Genomic DNA, 18,625 nt, shown 5'->3' on the forward strand with positions numbered 1-18,625 from the left:
GGAAAAACGCTGTGGGCGCTCTTGAGGAAACGCAGGTAGTCATCGAGGGAGCCGCCGGAGGGAGTATTCTCCCGGGCTTTACGGAAGGCGGCCTGCCTGCGGCGGTTCCAGGCGTCTTGCAGAAGTTCTTTTCTTTCGAGGCGGCTAAGCATGCTTGGTCTTTTCGATCAGTTGTTCCAGCTCGTTTTCACGGCCGAAAAGCGAGAAATAGTCCCGCAAAAGCTTCAAATCCAGCTTGTCCCTGTTCCTCCTGAGGAGCTCCTCGACATCCGCCATGTCCCGGCTTTCGCGGCTGGGGTCGTTGGCGCTGGCCTGGACTTTCAGGCCGATGATGTCCTCGGGAATGAGGGCATTGACCTTAAATTTCCCCTTCAGTATCTCACATTCGCGCGCCCGTTTCAACATGTTCATGGCGTAGCTGCGATGGGCAAGCAGAAAGTCGATCTGGCCCAGTTCCTGGAGCCCGCCCCTGAAATTGATCACGTCCTTGCTTTCATGAACGATCGTATACCCAATGCCCACAAGGAGTTTCTTGGCCTTGGGCGCGTCCTCCTTGAGGATGAGGATGTCGATGTCCTGGGTGGCGCGGGTGTAGCCGGCCGTGTGCAGAGCAAACCCGCCCATCAGGGCATAGCGGATGCCGTATTTGTTGAAGTTTTCCAGCAGGAACGTCAAAACTTTTTCAAAATCCACAAAATCATCCTTTCATAGACTTTTAAACGTCCGCGCCCATCACTCACCGCACAAAGCGCCTAAAATTAAAAAGCAGGATAAAAGGCCCGGTCAGCGCGAAGGCCATTGTATAAGTTTGCAAGAATTGCCGGGCCGTCTCGACTTCACCCGGACGGACTGGGATGCCCTGGAGCTGTCTGCGGGCCATCACCGCCTGCTCAACATACGGCGGCCACTGGTCCATGCTCATATACGCGCCCATGGCCATCAGAAGCCCGGAGAATATCGCCAGCCAAAAGGCCCATTTCCTCAATTTATAGAGCCCCACCCCCAGAATGATGGATGTCAACCCGGCGGCGATGGAAAAACAGATGCCTTCGGTCCTCCCGAACTCAACGCCGAACATCGGGAAAACAGGCATCCCCTGGGTCCAACGCACACAGCCCTTCAGCCCGCTGTTGATCATTAAAAACGCGATGATCAGGGTGAACCAATTCTCGTTTTGCTTGATCACGGGATCAACGGCAAGGACGCGCCTCAAACCGCCCTCCGGCACAACAGGAACGATGCTCAAGATATAATACCCGACCCCGCCGAAGGTCCTGATCAAATAAACCTCGACCGCCAGAACAGTGGCCGCGGAAGCCCAGAACCCCACGCCCGTATCCTTCAGAAAAGCATGCAGCAGGGCCAGGACGCTCCCCACAATGATCAGGTCCAGGAACCAGGCGAAGACCTTCCTCTTTTTTGAGGCAATGAAATACTCCGGCATTTCCGTCTCGTTTGTCATTTGTCTAAGATCAATCGAACGCTTCGCGCGCCGGCCCTCAGCAGGACATGACTGCACAAGGGCGGGAAATTGGCTGGATAGCCGGCTTTGACCCGCTCATCGATCGTCACAGAAACGCGGGGACGCACCATTCCTAAAATAAACCCCCAAGAGACCCGTGCAAACGGCATTATTCTTCATACCATGCCCGCCAATACCCTGCATCAAATCCCGGCTCTGCCATAGGAAGATTATAAACCAATTTGCGAGATAAATGATAACTGGCTTGTGCCTTTGTGCAGAGGATAAAAACGGCTTTCCGCTTTGATTTCCGCAGGACTTCCCGTAGTTGGCCCGGATTTTCCATAAGATGCTCGATATAGAAAAAAAGCGCGCATTGGTCCTTCCTGCCGTATAGCGCTTTCAAATAATACATCCCCCAATCCATCGTGACAAACGCGTACCGGTCATCGAACTTCTCGTTTAAAAACTGGTTAAATTTCCAGAGGGAAGCGTGGTCAAAGGTTTGAGCCGGCAATTGAGGCAATTGAGAATACAACTTCCCGTTCACAAAAAGGAAGACCGCCAGGATCGCTATCACAATCGCTTTCCTGGGGATATTCACCGCCATTTCAAAAAGGGCCAGGAGCAAAAAGGGAAAACTCAAGACCACATGGTGCATCGCCCATGTCTGGGAAGAAAGGCTCAGGGCAAATACGGTCAACAAAAACAGAAGGATATTGAGCAGAGCGAACGTCATCCGCTTGTTGGATTTTATCAAGCAGACACATCCGCAAATAAGCAGGGCCAGGATGGACGCGATCAGGATCATGCCTTCAGGAGACCAACTCCTTTCAGGCGTCTCAAAAAGATAATGCGCGGCCTTGATCGGATCGGAAAAATAGGGCAGGATTCTTGCCCTGAAATGAGTGCTCACACCGTCGAGATCAAAAGGACTTCTGGCGGCGTAGCGCTGCATCTCAGCATAATAAGGATCGCCCCGATAGTCTTTCGCGTTTAAAAGCATCCAGGAAGGCAGGGCGGCGAGCAATCCTGAAACCGCTGATTGAAGAAAGAACTTCTTTCGACAATGCGGCGAGAAAAGCGCTTTGCGCCTGTCGAAAATAAAGTAAATGATCAATAACAAAATGCCCGGCAGCACAAAAAAATACGCGAGCTTGATCCAAATGCCCAGAAAAAGCACAAGCCCGATGCTCAAAGGATACCGCCACAACATATCCTCTCTCCCGGCGGCGGATGTCCATTTTTTGATCAAATAACAGATCAAAAAGACCGATGTGATCTGAAAGGAAACCGGCCCCGTCTCTGCCATGTGCTGAAAAGCGTAAGGAAAGAACACCAGCAACAGGCATAAATTCAGTAAAAATCTGGTTCTAAAAAGCCGGGTCAGCAAAAAGGCCTGGGCTGTTAAGAAAAGAAGGCCCAAAAGTCGCGCCGAATAGGGAGACGGCCAAAGCTTGAACAAAGGGAAATAGAGCAGGCCAGGGAAACTTCCCACATAAAAGTATGACCTCAAGGGCCAATATTGCCCCGGGACAATGGCCAGCTCATACTCCCGGCAAGATTCGCGAAAGACGTTCAATTGGTTATGCGGATAGTAGTGACAGGCCAGGGCATGATACTGCAAAAACTCATCCATATTGAAATGGACATAATGGCAGAAAATAAACAGAAAACAAAAGACAATGAAAACAGCGGCAAGGACAGTGACAGCCATTTTTTGAAAGGGCCTCCGCAAGACTTGTCTCCTATTTTTTAAGGCGCCGCGCGCCTTCCAAATAATCGTCTTCAACATTGATGTCCCACAATCGGTGGACGACATCGGACACCTTTAAATAATTGCGCGCAGCCAGCATCCCGCTCAAGGTGGCGTGGTCCTGATTGTTGTATTTGTACATGCCTCCCCTGCCGATCGGGGAAAGGTTGGAGAACTGGTCAATGCGGGTCTTAAGCACATTGAAAGGCGGCTGGTAGTCACGGTAATAAACCGGATACGCTCCGGTCTCCCGGACGACCCAGGCCTGCATGATCCGTTCTTTCCTGACCAGCCCTAAGCACGCGAGCTCCTCCGCCGCCAATCGCTTGAGATCCCCATCGGACATTTGCCATAACGCCTCATTTTGAAATGTGAAATATTCCATGCTGAGAGCGGTTTGATTCTCCCCCCCGGCCATCACTTCGGAAAAATTGTTATAATTGGTGACCCGGGCGGTCTTAACGTCTGCCGAATGAATGTAAAGCCACTGGTCCTTGAACAGATTTTTGCCGTCGATCAGCAAATTCACCGTGATGTGCTCGCGGTAATACAGGGACTTTTCTGCGTCCTGAACGGCCGGCGGCTCCGGGGGGTCGAGCATCTTGAAAAAATGGGTCAGGGGGATGCTGCTGAAATAATGCCGGGCCGTTATTTGATATCTTTCTTTTTTTTCATCGAGAACAGCGACGGATTTGATCCTGTCCGATCCCTGCTCAAGGGAGACCACCCGGCTGTTCAGGCAGATCTTAACGCCGGCCTGATGCAAACGCTCGGCCATGGCTTCATACATCTGCCCGGCCCCTTTCACGGGGTAGTCAAATTCCTGTATCAACGTTTTGACCGGATCTCTTCCCTGGATGCGCAGGGCATTCTTGAGCACGGTCAAGGCGTCCAGTCCCTTGATGCGCTGGGACGCCCATTCGGCGCCGATCTCATGGCACGGCAGCCCCCATATTTTCTCAGTATACGTTTTGAAAAAACTCTGGTACAGCTTGCGCCCGAATTTCTGCGTGACCCAGTCTTCAAAAGTTTGCGGCTCCTTTTTCGTTGTGAAATGAGCTTTAATATAGGAGGCCGCGGCTTCCGCGGATTCCCGGGGCCCCAATTGATACAGGACATCGAAGACCTGGACGGGATAGCGGAAAAACTTTTGATTGTAGCAAATGCGGGTCAGGCGGGAAACGGGGCGCAGATCATCTTTGAGAAGATCGTGCCAAAGGGCATGGATCTCTTTGTTTTTCGTATAAAAGCGGTGCGGCCCGATATCGAACCGCGCCCCGCCGAAAATTTCGGTGCGCGCCAATCCCCCGACGATGGCGTTGCGGTCGAGCACCACAACATCTTTAACGCCGTGTTTGACAAGCTCCAGGGCCGCTCCTAAACCCGCGGGACCGGCCCCCAGGATACAACATTCACAATTTTTCTGAATCATAACTTACACACATAAACCTTGTCTTTAATTCGGATCTCCGGCGCGCGGCGGAAATTGCCGGAATTTTGCGAAAGGGGCCGGCCCTTCCCATGCCCCCACGTCAAATCACGCCTGCGTCCCGCAATCTCCTCCAAACCATTTCGGAAATAACTTTATTGACGACGGGGCCGTAATGCCCGCCGTCATAACCGGTGTCGAACTGCGACGGAGAGACCCTTGAGAGATCCGGCATCAAATCAATGCAGAAGATCCCCTGCCTTTTTAACGAAGCGGCCAGCGCATCGTATTGCCGGCGGACCAGCCGGTCGCTCCTGTAAGCGTCAACGTCCTGTTTCGACGGCAGGAGGACCAAAACAAATTTCTTGCCCCTCTGTTCCGCGTCCCTGCCCATCGCCCCGAATATCTCCCGGGATATCCGCATGGCTTCGGAACGCTCATCCATCAAATGGGAGTTCAGGGATTTTTCCTGCCAGAGATAAACTGCCCGCGCCAACAGTTTATAGGAGATGAGCCCGCCGATCAGGGGCGGAGATTCATATTTCGCCGGGAAATACAACCGGTCATACTTCCTCAGATGTTCCCTCAGAACGCTTCGCGGGCCGGAGACATCCTCATTTTTTAGCGCTTCATATGACGCGTAAGGACTGCGGATGAGCTTTAAACCGCCGTCGCCAAGGACAAATCTGGGGACAACCGGACAATTTCTCCAGCCGCCCAGCTGTCTGAGAACGTTGACCTCTCTCCACAGGTCGGGCTGCGGGACAAAGGCCAGAATGACAACGTCATGGTCCAGCCGGCTTTTTAATCCTTCATACCGCAGCAAACACTGGGCCATGCTGTAGCCGTCCACGCCGAAATTCAAAAACTCCACGTGTTTGCTCTTGCCATTTAAAACCGACGGCCAGGCCTCTTCCTGACGGATCCTGCTGCCGTTTGTGAAGGACTCGCCGAGGATAATGACTCTCTTCAAGCCGGGCGGGATTTCTTTGGGCGTGTCCAGCCTGGACCTGGCGCCGAAATTATTGCTCTGCCACCAACCGGCGCGCGACACGGCATTTTTCTGCGGGACATACCCCAGGGCCGGGTCTTCCTCCATCAGCCCCCCTAAGTCCCCCCGGGTGACGGCCCCACCGTTCGCGCTCAAGCCCTGCCATGCGTTGAAATCCGGCAACGTCAGGTCGCCGATGTCGATCTTAAACGGTGGGAGCTCATTGCCGAGCAGGACTCCATAGCACTTGTCCGACGGCTTGATCAATAATCTTGCCCCGGCCTCGAACATGGCCAGACAGATCAGCGCAGCGGCAACGGACACCGCCATATTCTGAAAAAATTTTCTCGTCATCTGGAATTCCGGGCGCCGGACGGCATGGCCCGGACGGTGTCGTGTGTCCCCCGTACGCCGCGTCCTTTCTCCTATTTTATCCCGGCGTAAAACCCGCTGCCGGACCTGAACACCCTGTGGCCGTCGTGCACAAGGCAATGGCGCTGTGCCCGAAGGTCTGCCACCCTGAGGCGCCGCAAAAAATGTCCCCGCCCGGGTCGGCCCCGCCTGCGACTTCATACGTGTTGCGTACCGCAAGGATGGGGGAAGCCCCCGGGTCATCAATATAATTGCGCCATTTTGTCAAGGTGCAGTTCCCGAGATCTCCGGCGGTCATGATATAGCATCTCTCAATGGCTTGCCGGATCGCGTTGATTCCCGAGAACACTTCGACGGACCTTGATATCTCAACCGTCCTGAAAAAACGCGGCAGTGCCAGCGCCGAAAGGACGCCGACGATAATGATGACGACAATGAGTTCCAGCAGCGTGAATCCCTTTTTCAAGGCGTTTTTCCTCCGAAGATGCAGGTCTGTGTGCGCTATCTCACCCAAAAAACAGATCCAGCTTGCGCTCAAGATTCTGGGCGGCCGCCCAGAATCTTGTGAATCTTCCCGGAACGGTCCTCATCATCCGCCCCGGCTCAATCCCTTCCGGCAGAAGCGTCCCATCATTTCATGGCGGCCTGGAACGACCGCAGGACCAGCGGATTGAGCATGGCCTCCGGCAGGCCGAGGTCCTTGAGCACCTGCCGGCCGAAAGCGGGCCCGTTGTCGGACCCGGCGCCGGCAAGACGATTGACGGACGCTTTGATCCTGTGCAGATATTCCAGGCTGTGTTTAAAATACTCCGCCAATTTTTCTTCCGGAACAGGCTCGTCCCAGCAGGACAGCAGGGTCTTGACGCCTTTCAGTTTCCGGAGACGCTCGACCGAACGGACGCTGGCTTCAAAATCGTCAAAGACAGGCATCTGGCCCTGGACAGGGACGGCGTCGCCGCAGAACAGCGCACCGCTGCGGCGCTCCAGAAACGAGACCGACCCCGGCGAGTGTCCGGGCGTGTGGATCACCTCAATCTCACCCGCACCCGGCAGGTCAATGAGATCACCGTCTTGCAGCAGGATGTCCACCTTCAACGAGCCGCTGACAAGCGAGTGGAACGCCGGGATGGGCCTCTGCCGGAATTGCATTTCGACATCTTCGATCCAGCCGCGGTCGCCGGCGTGCGCCAGGACACGGCAATTTGTTAATTCCCGGATGGTCCTGGCCGAGCCGATATGGTCGGCATGGGCATGGGTCAACAGGATCTCGGCGATCTCCCTGGGCTCTCTGCCGATGGATCGCAAACAATCAAAAATGGCGGTCTGGGACCCGGCGACCCCGGTGTCGATCAAGGCCACATTTTCCCCCGCGAGCACGTACGCGTAGACAAACCTGTCCACCGTTTGCCCTGGCCCGACCGGAATTTGAAACGGGATTCGAAGCGCGTGGATGTGTTGCGTGATCTGCATAGAATTCTTTATCCTCTCTAAAGGCCTGGCCCCTGCTTTTCCGTGCCCTAACGCCCCTCTCCTGCCCAAAAAAACCTCACTGGCCATCCGGGAATCGCTCCGTCACCGGATCCGGACAGCTTTGGGACTGTTTTCCGTCCGGGCCCCAGGACGTGTAACACTCGCCCGGAATTTCGGTCCGGTCCACCCGCCTGGTCCGTTTGTTGACCCAGAAAATCTGCTGGCGGCCGCAGACCCAGCCCATGACCTTGATGTATTCGCCTTCGTCGCGGACATAACCCCAGGTATCACTGTCTTCCTCAGGACCGCGAAAGATGACTTTGCAGTTGTTATAAATGACGGGATTCGTTTTTTTCAACCAGCAATGCACGACCATTACAGCGTTCTCCCGTGTCACGGTCCGGATAAACGACGCCCTCAGGCAGTCGAACCGGGGCATGAAATAAAAATAATTGATGACGCACAATGCGGCCAGCGTCACCAGCTGTGTCACCCAGACTTTGCGCATACAACCCGCCTTTCAATGGATCAAATACCCCGCTCCGGTCAGGACCAGTCCTGCGGCCAGGACGACCATCAACCGCATGACCAGAAGCATCCGGTTGCGGATATACGGCTCGACGGCCTTCGGGAGCGTGGAGGGAAACACGATCAGCCACACGCCCTTGACCACGCCGAGCCAGCCCATCACCGTGATCAGGACCGGCCAGTCCAGGACCCAGATGTTATGGAACAAAACCAGCACCAGGCCGAAGCTCAGGGCCAGGACCCCGGACAAGTAAACAACAGCGCTATTTTTCAAGAAATCCTCGAAGACCTTCTGGTAGGCCTTTAAATTCAAAAGGACCCCCGCCGCGACGATCAGGCAATAGGGTCCCAAAACCTTGGCCAAAACGATAGAAGTGCCCATATCCCCTCCTGGATTGAAAAATTTCAGGTCTGTTGCGAACTTTTCCGTTATTCTATCGGGTTTGGCCGAAACTGTCCAGCCGCGTCATGCCGGCGGACAACCAGCCGAATTCAACGGTTCAGCGCCTTGACCGCCTCGGCCTCCGTGGCGAAGACCTTGAACGGCGCGTTGTCCTTGAACACCTCCAGGAGGCCCTTCATCTCCGCGTTCGGGTGGATCAGGGCGACTTCAAACCCCTTCGCGCGGTATTCATTCAGGTGGATCACATGGAAAGCGACCGTGGAACTGTCCACGTCCACGACCCTGGAAAAATCCACGATCACGTTTTTGTCGATCGCGCTCCCGGCCCGGCGGTTTTCCCGGATCCGCTCTTCGATCATCGGGACCAGGTCCCGGGTGATCTTGCCCTTGAGACGGACAATGCTCACCTTTTCCAGTTCGTCGATTCGCTCAAGATAAGACGGCGTTTCTTCTTTACGTTTTTTTACGAATGGGATCATGGGGCGGGTCCTCACTCAAGGTCGTGAATGCCTTGCAGGTTGATGTGCATTTTATTGTTTTTCCATTGGAGGATGTCCTTAAACCGCTTGTTGAAAACGATCTCATCATACCGGTAGACGCTGCGCGCCGTGATGGTCTGGGAGAAAGTGTCATCCAGCCCGGACAGAGATGCGAAGATCGCGACCTGCTCCTCTCTCATCTTCTCCTCATCCATGCCGTACAAAGGGCTGTCCTCATCGATAAAGTGGCGGATCGTCCAGCTCAGGGCGAACAGCGGTGAGTAATCGTTCTCGACCTTCATGGGGTAAAACTTGCGCGAGGCCTCCCCCTCCTGGCTGGTCTCGTTCTTGGTCAGGGTGAGGTTCATGTGCGCTTCGACGATCTGGTTCAGCCGCTCGTTGGCGACACGGAAGACCAGGCAGGGCTTATGGTTATACCGGCTGATAACGGCGCTATTGCTGAAAATCACCCGGGCCCGGGGACGGGCGAACCGCGCGTACAGGATCCCGGTCATGATGACAATCGCCAGCATCCCCAGATAACTCTGCAGGACCACCAGGATGTTCGGCCAAAGGCCGGACGGCTTGAACGGGCCGTTGAACAACTGCACGCTGAAAAAGAAACAATCGGCGAAGCGCGCCGGCCCCAAATCCGGGTGGGCGCCGGTCAGGGCCTGCGCCCCCGCGAAGAAATACAAAGCCGAAAAAAACATGTTGGACGCGAAAAAAAACAGAACGAGAATTGAAAAAAACCCGGGCCAGGAAATGGCAAGCAGGTAATGGTAAAGGTCAAAGAAAAACCTGCCCTTCTCCCGCGGCCGGTGAATGTTCAGGGTACCGTCGCGGTTGATGACCACGTGCTGGCCGGCGGACTGTTGTTGCTTTTTCTTGTCGGTCATTAGGCCTTCCTCACAGATCATGGCTCCCGGGTCATAGGAGACGAATCGGGCCGCGGGAGTTTACATAAAAAGGGACAGACACGGATTTCAAGTGAAGGATTTTCACGAAAAAAGTGTCTGTCCCGTTATCCGCTCCGCGGATAAAAAACAGGAATATGATCGCGGCCTTACGTCCCCATCTCCCAGCTGGACAGATATTTCCTCTGCTCCGCGGTCAGGGTGTCGATCTTGACGCCCAGGGCGCGCAGCTTCAGCTTGGCGATCATGCGGTCGATATTTTCAGGGACGCTGTAAACTTTCTTGGACAATTTCTTATAATTCTTCGCCACGTACTCGGCGGACAGCGCCTGGTTGGCGAAACTCATGTCCATGACGGACGCGGGATGCCCTTCGGCGGCGGCCAGGTTGATAAGCCGGCCTTCCCCGAGGACATAGATGTTCCTGCCGTTCTTGAGCGTGTGCTCCTCGACGAAATCACGGATCATGCGGCGGGACCTGGTGATCTTGTCCAGCCCCTTGAGGTCCAGCTCCGCGTTGAAGTGACCGGTATTGGCCAGGATGGCCCCGTCCTTCATCCGGAGCATGTGCTCGGCGCGGATGACATTGACGTCGCCGGTCGCGGTCACGAAAATGTCGCCGATCCGGGAGGCCTCGCGGATCGTCATGACCTGGTAACCGTCCATGTTGGCTTCCAGGGCGCGCAGGGGATCGACCTCGGTCACGACGACCTTGGCGCCCATGCCCGACGCGCGCAGGGCCAGGCCGCGCCCGCACCAGCCGAACCCGCAGACCACGAACACGGAACCCGCGACCAGCCGGTTGGTGGCCCGGATCACGCCGTCCATGGTGGACTGTCCCGTGCCGTAGCGGTTATCGAAGAAATGCTTGGTCATCGCGTCGTTGACCGCGATGATGGGGAATTGCAGGAGCTTCTGCGCCTCGAGACTTTTCAGCCGGACGACGCCGGTCGTGGTCTCCTCGGTGCCGGCCAGGATGCCGGGGATCAGGTTCCTGCGTTTCTGGTGGATCTCGGAAACCAGGTCCGCTCCGTCGTCCATGGTCAGGCTCGGACGGAAATCCAGGACCGCGTTCAGGTGCGCGTAATACGTCTTGGTGTCCTCCCCCTTGATGGCGAAGGTCGGGATGCCGTAGTCCTTCACCAGCGTGGCCGCGACGTCGTCCTGTGTGGAGAGCGGGTTGGAGGCGCACACGGCCACCTCGGCGCCGCCGGCCTTGAGGACCTTGGCCAGGTTGCCGGTTTCCGTGGTGACGTGCAGGCAGCAGCCCAGGGTCAGGCCCTTCAGCGGCTTCTCCTTCGCGAAACGCGTTTCAATCAAACGCAGGACAGGCATGTCCTTCGCCGCCCACTCCATGCGCAACTTTCCCTTCTTTGACAAAGACAGGTCCTTAACGTCGCTTTTCATCTCGCTCGTTCCTTTGCTCTTGGCTGCAGCGGGTTGGAAATTATTTGCTCTTCCTGGAGGCCTTGGCCTTCTTGGTCGCGGCTTTGGCTTCACGGGCCAGGCTGTCGGCCTTCTCGGTCTTTTCCCAGGAGAATTCATTGCGCCCGAAATGGCCGTAAGCCGCCGTGTTCTGATAGATCGGCTTCAGCAGGTCGAGATACGTGATGATCCCCCGGGGCGTGAGGTCGAAATGCTCGCGGACCAGGTCCACCAGTTTCTGCTCCGGGACTTTTCCCGTGCCGAAGGTGTCGATGGTCACGCTCACGGGTTCGGCCTTGCCGATGGCGTAGCCGACCTGGACCCAGCACTTGGACGCCAGCTTGGCCGCGACGATGTTCTTGGCGATGCAGCGGGCCATGTACGTTGCGGAACGGTCGACCTTGGTCGGGTCCTTGCCGGAGAACGCGCCGCCGCCGTGGGACACAACGCCGCCGTAGGTGTCCACAATGATCTTGCGGCCGGTCACGCCGGTGTCGGACTGCGGGCCGCCGACCACGAACTTGCCGGTCTCGTTCACGAAATACTTGGTGTTCTTGTCCGCCAGGGAGCCGACGATCGGCTTGGCGATGGTTTCAATGATCTCTTTCTTGGACTCGGGAGTGATGCGCTTGCCGGTCTTGTCGAGGATCTCCTCGGTGTGCTGGCAGGCGAGGACAACCGTGTCCACGCGCTTGGGCTGGCCGTCGAAATACTCCACCGTGACCTGGCTCTTGCAGTCCGGCCCCAGATACTTCAGGGGCCCCTTGTTGCGGACGTCTTCAATGCGGCGCACCAGCCGGTGGGCCAGCATGATGGGCAAAGGCATGAGTTCCGGCGTTTCATCGCAGGCGTAACCGATCATAATGCCCTGGTCCCCTGCCCCTCCGGTGTCGACCCCCTGGGAGATGTCGGGGGACTGGCCGTTGATGGCGTTGAGGATCGCGCAGGTGTCCGCGGAAAAACCGTATTTTTGATGGGTGTATCCGATGCCGCGGACAACTCCCCTGACCAGGCGGTGGACATCAATATAAGTTGTGGTCGTGATCTCGCCGCCGACGATGACCAGGCCGGCGCTGATGAACGTCTCGCAGGCGACACGGCCCTTGGGGTCCTCTTTCAAAACCGCGTCCAGAACCGCGTCGGAGATCTGGTCGCAGACTTTATCCGGGTGCCCTTTTCCTACTGATTCCGATGTAATGAAATATTGTCCCTTCACTGCCATGCCCCTTTCTATGTGCTGCCTGGATTCTTCTTGTTATGTCCCGTGAATGTATTATTTCTCTTTCGAAAAGGCCTTTTGCGCCTCCTGATAGGCCTCAATGCTCCCAATATCATACCACCGGCCGCGGAATTTAAAACCGTAAACCGCGTTTTCTTTGACCAGCCACTGGATGTAATGTCCGGCGTTGTCCGCCTTGCCGGACTTGCTCATGTATTTCCCGATCAACCCCAGCGATTCGCGGGGAAAATGGTAAAAACACATGGCGATCAGGCTCGATTTCGGCTGGGGCGGTTTTTCCTCGAACAAGTCGACCTTGCCGTCGCCGGCCAGATTGACCACGCCGAACTTGTTGGCTTTGGAAATGTCGCCGATGTCATAGACCCCGATGGAGACCGCCGGGCTGTTCTTGCGCGCGAAGTCCAGGTACTCGGCGAGGTTGAAATCAAAAAGATTGTCCCCCCCGACCACCAGCAGGTCGTCCTGGAACGGATGTTTCTCCAGGGCGAAATGGATGTCGCCGACCGAGCCCAGCCGGTCCTCCGGGGTCATGGTCCCGTCGTTGATGACCGACACCTTGACTGGGAAGCCCTGCTCCCTCTTCCCCTTGGCCCAGGCCTGGAAATCGAGATAAAATTTATTGTTCGTGACGACCAGGACCTCGTTGAGCCCCGGAAGTTCCTGGACATGGTCCAGGATATAATCGATGAGCGGCTTGCCCGAAACTTTCAACAGCGGCTTGGGCGTGTCCGTCACAAGCGGATACAAACGCGTTCCGTAACCGGCGGCGAGAACAAGAATTTTCATGTCGGGACTCCGTTGCGTTGGCCGCGCCATCAGCGCGAAGGGGTCATGTCCGGATTGGCGTTAAAAAAATTCGGGACGAGCTCGCGGAGCTTGGATTTGCTGAACTCCTCGACCTCCTGCCCTGTGGACAGGGTCAGGGCTTTTTGGGCGACGCCCTTGGCCTGCTGGAACGTGACGCTCCTGACCATCTTCTTGATCTGAAGGATGCTCAGGGGCGACATGCTGAAATCGTCCAGCTCCATTCCCAGCAAAAGCAGGGCGAGGTTCGGTTCGCCGGACATCTCGCCGCATAGCCCGACGCGGATTTTTGCTTTATGGCCGGCGTCGATGGTCATCTTGATCAGCCTCAGGACCGCCGGATGCTCCGGCTCATAGTATTCGGCCATCTTTTCGTTCACGCGGTCTACGGCCAGGGTGTACTGGATCAGGTCGTTAGTGCCGATGCTGAAAAAGTCCACTTCCTTGGCCAGGAGGTCCGCGGTTATAACGGCGGACGGGACTTCGATCATGACCCCGACCTCGATTTTTTGGTCAAAGGGGATATTTTCATCGCGGAGGTTCAGCTTGACTTCGTTCAGGATGGCGTTGGCCTGGCGCAGTTCGCCTACGCCGGAGATCATCGGATACATAAGGCGGATCTTGCCGTAAACCGAGGCCCGGAGGATCGCCCGCAGCTGCGTCTTGAAGATGTCGGGGCGGGACAGGCAGAACTTGATGGCGCGCCACCCCAGGAACGGGTACATGTCCCGGGGGATCTGCAGGCTGGAGATGAATTTGTCCCCGCCCAGATCCAGGGTCCGGATCGTGACATGGTGGGGCTTGATTTTCTGCGCCACGTCCTTGTACGCCTCAAACTGCTCCTCTTCCGACGGCAGGTCCACGCGGTTCATGTAAAAATATTCCGTGCGGTACAGGCCGATGCCCGTGGCCCCCCGCTTCTGGATGATCGGCAGCTCCTCCGGGAGCTCCAGGTTGGCCGCGATCACGACCTTGCGGCCGTCCTTGGTTTCCGCCGGGAGGTCTTTGATGTCGTCGAACTGGTTGCGCATCGCCAGGATGCGGCTTTTCTCGGCGCGGTAAATCTCGAGGGTCTGGTCGGTGGGATGCACGATCACGAGGCCCATGCGCCCGTCGACAATGAGCCGGTCCTGGTTGCTGATCCGCAGGGTCGCGTCCTTGAGCCCCACGACGGCCGGGACCCCCAGGGACTTCGCCATGATCGCGGTGTGGGACGTGCGCCCGCCGATGTCGGTCACGAAGGCCAGGATGTTCTTGTTGAACATGCTGGCCGTGTCCGAGGGAGAAAGGTCGTGCGACACAATGACCATCTCTTCGCTCAAATTTTCCAGGTCATGCATCTTTTTCTCGTCCATGAGGTTCTTGAGCACCCTCCGGCCGATGTCGTTGACGTCCGCGGTCCGCTCGCGAAGATATTCATCTTCAATATGGGAGAACACCTTGATGTACTTCTTGAGGACGATGGAAAAAACGTACTCCGCCGACTGGCGCTCGGACTTGATGCGCTTGATGACATCCTCGATCAGGGTCCGGTCTTCGAGGACCAGCAGATGGGCGTCGAAAATCTGCGCGTGCTGGGTGCCGATCTCTTCGCCGATCTTCTTCTGCAGGTTGGAGATCTCCTGGCGGGCGGCGATGAGCGCCTCCTCGAAGCGGGCGACCTCGATCGGGATTTCCTTGTCCATGATGGCCCGCGGCGGGACGATAAAATCCTGTTTATCGAGGATGAACCCGGACCCGATCGCGATACCCGGAGCCGCCGGAACGCCTTTGAGAACAAACTCACTCATTTTTCGTCAAAAATCCCTCTAATTCGGTGACGGCCAGCTCGGCATCGCCGCCGTCGGCGATAATAATGACCTTGGTGTTCTGCTGGGCCCCCAGCATCAGGATCCCCATGATGGATTTCCCGTTCACGCTTTCCTTGTCCTTGCAGATCGTGATGTGCGAATCGTACTTGGAAGCGATCTGCACAAACAGGGCCGCCGGCCTGGCGTGCAGGCCCTGCGCGTTCTGAATAACGATCTCTTTTTCGATCCGTGGCATTTGACAAATAGAGGTGCTTTGAAACCGACGTTGTTAAGTCGCACACACCGCTGGCCCTGCTCCGTCACCGCTCGCTCGCAAACTCGCTCACACTCCGCAGCTCATGGCCCCCGGCTGCCCCATCGCTGCGCGGGGTTAATGGTTTGGCCCAGAAGGGCCAAACCACCCTGAGCGAAGTCGAACGGGTTCGCCCGCAAACTTGCGTTCGCCTGCGGCTCCGCAGGGGCCTCATCACCCCGCATGATTTGCTTGCGCAAATCAAACCTGCGGGATTAATTCGCGCATATCATTTACGTCGTCCCTGTGGGACTCCGTAAATGATGCGCTCATTAACGTTTAATAACCCGGTGCCGCTCGATCAACTGGATCAGGGCCTTCGTCAGTTTTTCAGAATCATGCCGGACGAAATCCGTGATCCCCAGGAGGTCCGTGGCCACGGCCGTGCATCCCATCTCGCGGATGGCGTCCACGTCCGCCGCGACGGGATAGGAGCCCTCCCCCTTGTATTTGACCAGGGCATCGGCCGGGACTGACGCGTCGTTGGCCAGACAGGCGTTGAGAAGGCCCCGGCGGGAATGATCCAGCAGGGCCCGCACGTGGTCGCTGGCGGAATAACCGTCCGTTTCCCCCGGCTGGGTCATCACGTTACAGACATAAATCTTATAAGCGGACGCGGCGGCGATCGCTTCCGACATTCCGGGAATGATCAAATTCGGGATGACGCTGGTGTACAGGCTGCCGGGCCCCAGGACAATGACGTCGGCGGCCTTGATCGCTTCCAGGGCGTTGGCGGTCGGGGCGCAGTCAGCGGGTTTCAGGAACACCCGCTTGATCTTGACCCCGGCGCCGGGGATCTTGGCCTCCCCTTCCGTGATGGTCCCGTCAATGTATTCGGCCACCAGATGGACGTTGCTCACGGTCGACGGAACGACCTTCCCCCGGATCGACAAAACGCGGCTCGATTCCTCAACGGCCTTTTCGAAATCGCCGGTGATCTGGATCATGGCCGTCAAAAACAAATTCCCGAAATTGTGCCCCTGGAGCTGGGACTCTTTTGAAAAACGGAACTGGAACAGGTTCCCCATCAGCTTCGGGGCGTCGGCCAGGGCCACCAGGCAGTTGCGGATGTCCCCGGGGGCGGCGATGTTGAACTCCTCCCGGAGGCGGCCCGACGAGCCGCCGCTGTCGGCCACGGTGACGATCGCCGTGATGTTGGCCGAGTACTCCTTGAGCCCGAGAAGAAGGTGGGAAAGTCCGTGCCCTCCCCCAACGGCGACGATCTTGGGCCCGCGTTCCAGGTAGCGCTTCTGATAAAGAATGGTCACGAGGTCTTTTTCTCCCTGGGGGAGAAAAAGGGTCAGAAAGGAAACGATCATTTTCCCCAGGCCCATGACGAACAGGATCATCCCGCAGCCAATGATGACAAACCCGAAAATGCGCACAAGGGGAAACGAAGACGACAGGGCGATGGCCCCGCCGGCGATGATGACGACCCCGAGCAGCGAGGTAAAAAACCACCGCTTGATCTTGATGCCGGGGTAAAGCCACTTGATGAGATCGCTGGGCACGGGATCCCTTTAAAATTTTACGGTTTAGACGTGTCCCGCCGCGCCCGGCCCGGAGAGGGCAAACGGAGCGCGCAGACTATGCCGAATGCCTTAAACGGCCTGCAGATCCTCTTGCGAGATCAACTTGAGGATCATTTTTTCGTCTTTGGCGGTCCTGAGATTGTCTCGGAAATATTTGTCTTTCAAAAGCCGGGAGATGCGTGCCAGGGCTTTCAGGTGAGGGCCGGCGGAATCGATCGGGGCGATCAAAAGAAAAAAAATGTAGGCCGGTTCACCGTCAAGAGAATCAAAATTGACGCCTTTCTTGGTGACGCCCAGGGCGGCCGTCAGCTTGGAGACGTGCTCGCATTTTCCGTGGGGGATGGCGATCCCCTGGCCGATGGCTGTCGAGCCCAAGGCCTCGCGGGCCATCAGGATATCGATCAGCTTGGCCTTGATCTTCTTCTCAACGGCGCCGGAATCGATCAGGAGGCCGACCATCTCCTCGATGACCTCCTTCTTGGTAGTGGACTGCAGGTCCGACGAAATCGCCTTGGAGTTCAAAAACTCGCTGATTTTCATTTCCTCCTCCTTGAAATGCAACGGTCCGGCAGAATGCCGGGACCGGCCGGTCACGTCGAGCAACGACGAAATCCGTATGTCAACACCCTCCGGGTGTCGGGATATTCAAAAGAGCGGCGGATGGGATTCGAACCCACGACATCCACCTTGGCAAGGTGGCATTCTAGCCAACTGAATTACCGCCGCAAAATCTCTGATCTGATTCCCCTCAAAGAACAAAAAATGCCTTCAACCCTTGCGCCGCAGCCTCCCCCTCAAACGCGTGAAAACCTTCCACCTTCAGGCATACCAACAACCGCTCTATGGGCGAGAGAGGGGTTGAACCTCTACCTCTTACGAGACAGGATCCTAAGTCCTGCGCGTCTGCCAATTCCGCCACTCGCCCGCAGCGGGACGCTTTTCACCGATGCCGGCATCCGCCCCGACGGTGCGGGACGGCCATAGGCTTCTCAGAAATAGTGACCCACCCGCGACTCGAACGCGGCACACCTGCCTTAAAAGGGCAGTGCTCTACCAGATGAGCTAGTGGGTCGAAACCTCAAACCTTGACAAACTGACCAAACCTTGAAAAAGAACAGGCGATCCACTACCTCTTTCAGGCGTTCATGTCGGACAACTCGTGGTTCTTGTCCTCCAGAATCTTGTCGACATCCTTGATGTACCGGTCCGTGAGCTTCTGGATCTCTTCCTGGGAGCGGAAACTGTTGTCCTCGGTCAGGACCCCGTCGCTCTGGAGCTTCTTGACCTTTTCATTCGCGTCCCGGCGGATCGTCCGCAGGGAGATCCGGCCGTGCTCGGCCATGTCCTTGACGACCTTCATGAGTTCCTGGCGGCGTTCCTTGGACAGCGGCGGGATATGCAGGCGGATCAGTTTGCCGTCCGTGACCGGCGAGACGCCGAGCTTGGAATTGAGCACGGCCTTCTCGATCTCCGGGATGGCGGACATGTCCCACGGCTGGATGACCACCGTCTTGGGGTCCGGGACGGAGATCGCCGCGATCTGCTTGATCATCGTCGGCGTCCCGTAGTAATCGATGTGCATCCCCTCGATCAGCCCCGGATGGGCGCGGCCGGTCCGGACTTCCATGAATTCCCGGCGCACCGACTCCAGAGACTTCTTCATCCTTGTCTCCGTTTCCACAATGACATCTTTGACCTGCATGGGAAAATCCTCC

The 18,625-nt window shown here is 56.7% G+C and carries 19 protein-coding genes and 3 tRNA genes; all 22 read right to left on the bottom strand.

All coding sequences use genetic code 11. The annotated features are described in order from the left end of the window. Positions 1 to 144: 144 nt before the first annotated feature. Entirely contained in the window at positions 145 to 693 is a 549-nt protein-coding gene (locus tag Q8Q08_01125; GenBank protein MDP2652614.1) for a nucleotidyl transferase AbiEii/AbiGii toxin family protein, read from the bottom strand. A 43-nt stretch (positions 694 to 736) separates the two neighbouring features. Continuing rightward, positions 737 to 1,462, bottom strand: a complete 726-nt coding sequence (locus Q8Q08_01130) for a hypothetical protein (GenBank protein MDP2652615.1) — start codon at positions 1,460 to 1,462, stop codon at positions 737 to 739. A gap of 169 nt (positions 1,463 to 1,631) precedes the next feature. Next, positions 1,632 to 3,179 carry a hypothetical protein gene (locus tag Q8Q08_01135; GenBank protein MDP2652616.1) on the bottom strand — a complete coding sequence of 516 codons (1,548 nt, stop codon included), beginning with the start codon at positions 3,177 to 3,179 and terminating at the stop codon, positions 1,632 to 1,634. 31 nt (positions 3,180 to 3,210) lie between these two features. Then, a complete protein-coding gene (locus Q8Q08_01140) occupies positions 3,211 to 4,650 on the bottom strand; it encodes an FAD-dependent oxidoreductase (GenBank protein MDP2652617.1) in 1,440 nt (479 codons plus the stop codon). Positions 4,651 to 4,750: 100 nt separating this feature from the next. Beyond that, entirely contained in the window at positions 4,751 to 5,992 is a 1,242-nt protein-coding gene (locus tag Q8Q08_01145) for a hypothetical protein (GenBank protein ID MDP2652618.1), read from the bottom strand. A gap of 76 nt (positions 5,993 to 6,068) precedes the next feature. Continuing rightward, on the bottom strand, positions 6,069 to 6,476 hold the full coding sequence (locus Q8Q08_01150; GenBank protein ID MDP2652619.1) for a prepilin-type N-terminal cleavage/methylation domain-containing protein: 408 nt from the start codon (positions 6,474 to 6,476) through the stop codon (positions 6,069 to 6,071). A gap of 164 nt (positions 6,477 to 6,640) precedes the next feature. Beyond that, complete coding sequence (locus tag Q8Q08_01155) at positions 6,641 to 7,480, bottom strand: MBL fold metallo-hydrolase (GenBank protein MDP2652620.1); 840 nt, start codon at positions 7,478 to 7,480, stop codon at positions 6,641 to 6,643. A gap of 76 nt (positions 7,481 to 7,556) precedes the next feature. After that, positions 7,557 to 7,988 carry a hypothetical protein gene (locus Q8Q08_01160; GenBank protein ID MDP2652621.1) on the bottom strand — a complete coding sequence of 144 codons (432 nt, stop codon included), beginning with the start codon at positions 7,986 to 7,988 and terminating at the stop codon, positions 7,557 to 7,559. 12 nt (positions 7,989 to 8,000) lie between these two features. After that, positions 8,001 to 8,390, bottom strand: coding sequence for a hypothetical protein (locus Q8Q08_01165; protein ID MDP2652622.1), 390 nt, complete (start codon positions 8,388 to 8,390; stop codon positions 8,001 to 8,003). Positions 8,391 to 8,500: 110 nt separating this feature from the next. Continuing rightward, on the bottom strand, positions 8,501 to 8,890 hold the full coding sequence (locus Q8Q08_01170; GenBank protein MDP2652623.1) for an STAS domain-containing protein: 390 nt from the start codon (positions 8,888 to 8,890) through the stop codon (positions 8,501 to 8,503). A gap of 11 nt (positions 8,891 to 8,901) precedes the next feature. Beyond that, positions 8,902 to 9,789 carry an ATP-sensitive inward rectifier potassium channel 10 gene (locus Q8Q08_01175; GenBank protein ID MDP2652624.1) on the bottom strand — a complete coding sequence of 296 codons (888 nt, stop codon included), beginning with the start codon at positions 9,787 to 9,789 and terminating at the stop codon, positions 8,902 to 8,904. Between the two features lie 167 nt (positions 9,790 to 9,956). After that, positions 9,957 to 11,213 carry an adenosylhomocysteinase gene (gene ahcY / locus Q8Q08_01180; protein MDP2652625.1) on the bottom strand — a complete coding sequence of 419 codons (1,257 nt, stop codon included), beginning with the start codon at positions 11,211 to 11,213 and terminating at the stop codon, positions 9,957 to 9,959. 40 nt (positions 11,214 to 11,253) lie between these two features. After that, a complete protein-coding gene (gene metK / locus Q8Q08_01185) occupies positions 11,254 to 12,453 on the bottom strand; it encodes a methionine adenosyltransferase (GenBank protein ID MDP2652626.1) in 1,200 nt (399 codons plus the stop codon). Positions 12,454 to 12,504: 51 nt separating this feature from the next. Continuing rightward, on the bottom strand, positions 12,505 to 13,257 hold the full coding sequence (locus tag Q8Q08_01190; protein ID MDP2652627.1) for a nucleotidyltransferase family protein: 753 nt from the start codon (positions 13,255 to 13,257) through the stop codon (positions 12,505 to 12,507). Positions 13,258 to 13,286: 29 nt separating this feature from the next. Further along, the gene (ptsP, locus tag Q8Q08_01195) at positions 13,287 to 15,065 is read right to left on the bottom strand and encodes a phosphoenolpyruvate--protein phosphotransferase (protein MDP2652628.1); all 1,779 of its coding nucleotides are present in this window, start codon (positions 15,063 to 15,065) and stop codon (positions 13,287 to 13,289) included. Then, positions 15,058 to 15,321, bottom strand: a complete 264-nt coding sequence (locus Q8Q08_01200; GenBank protein ID MDP2652629.1) for an HPr family phosphocarrier protein — start codon at positions 15,319 to 15,321, stop codon at positions 15,058 to 15,060. The genes ptsP and Q8Q08_01200 overlap by 8 nt, the downstream gene beginning before the upstream one ends. A gap of 329 nt (positions 15,322 to 15,650) precedes the next feature. Continuing rightward, positions 15,651 to 16,889 carry a YvcK family protein gene (locus Q8Q08_01205; GenBank protein MDP2652630.1) on the bottom strand — a complete coding sequence of 413 codons (1,239 nt, stop codon included), beginning with the start codon at positions 16,887 to 16,889 and terminating at the stop codon, positions 15,651 to 15,653. A gap of 90 nt (positions 16,890 to 16,979) precedes the next feature. Then, the gene (locus Q8Q08_01210) at positions 16,980 to 17,450 is read right to left on the bottom strand and encodes a PTS sugar transporter subunit IIA (GenBank protein MDP2652631.1); all 471 of its coding nucleotides are present in this window, start codon (positions 17,448 to 17,450) and stop codon (positions 16,980 to 16,982) included. A gap of 112 nt (positions 17,451 to 17,562) precedes the next feature. After that, positions 17,563 to 17,636, bottom strand: a tRNA-Gly gene (locus Q8Q08_01215). A gap of 117 nt (positions 17,637 to 17,753) precedes the next feature. Next, a tRNA-Leu gene (locus Q8Q08_01220) sits at positions 17,754 to 17,835 on the bottom strand. A gap of 74 nt (positions 17,836 to 17,909) precedes the next feature. After that, positions 17,910 to 17,982, bottom strand: a tRNA-Lys gene (locus tag Q8Q08_01225). 63 nt (positions 17,983 to 18,045) lie between these two features. Further along, positions 18,046 to 18,612 carry a ribosome recycling factor gene (gene frr, locus Q8Q08_01230; GenBank protein MDP2652632.1) on the bottom strand — a complete coding sequence of 189 codons (567 nt, stop codon included), beginning with the start codon at positions 18,610 to 18,612 and terminating at the stop codon, positions 18,046 to 18,048. Positions 18,613 to 18,625 lie beyond the last annotated feature (13 nt).

It is taken from the genome of Candidatus Omnitrophota bacterium (assembly GCA_030688425.1).
Taxonomy (GTDB): Bacteria; Omnitrophota; Gorgyraeia; order Zapsychrales; family JANLHA01; genus JAUYIB01.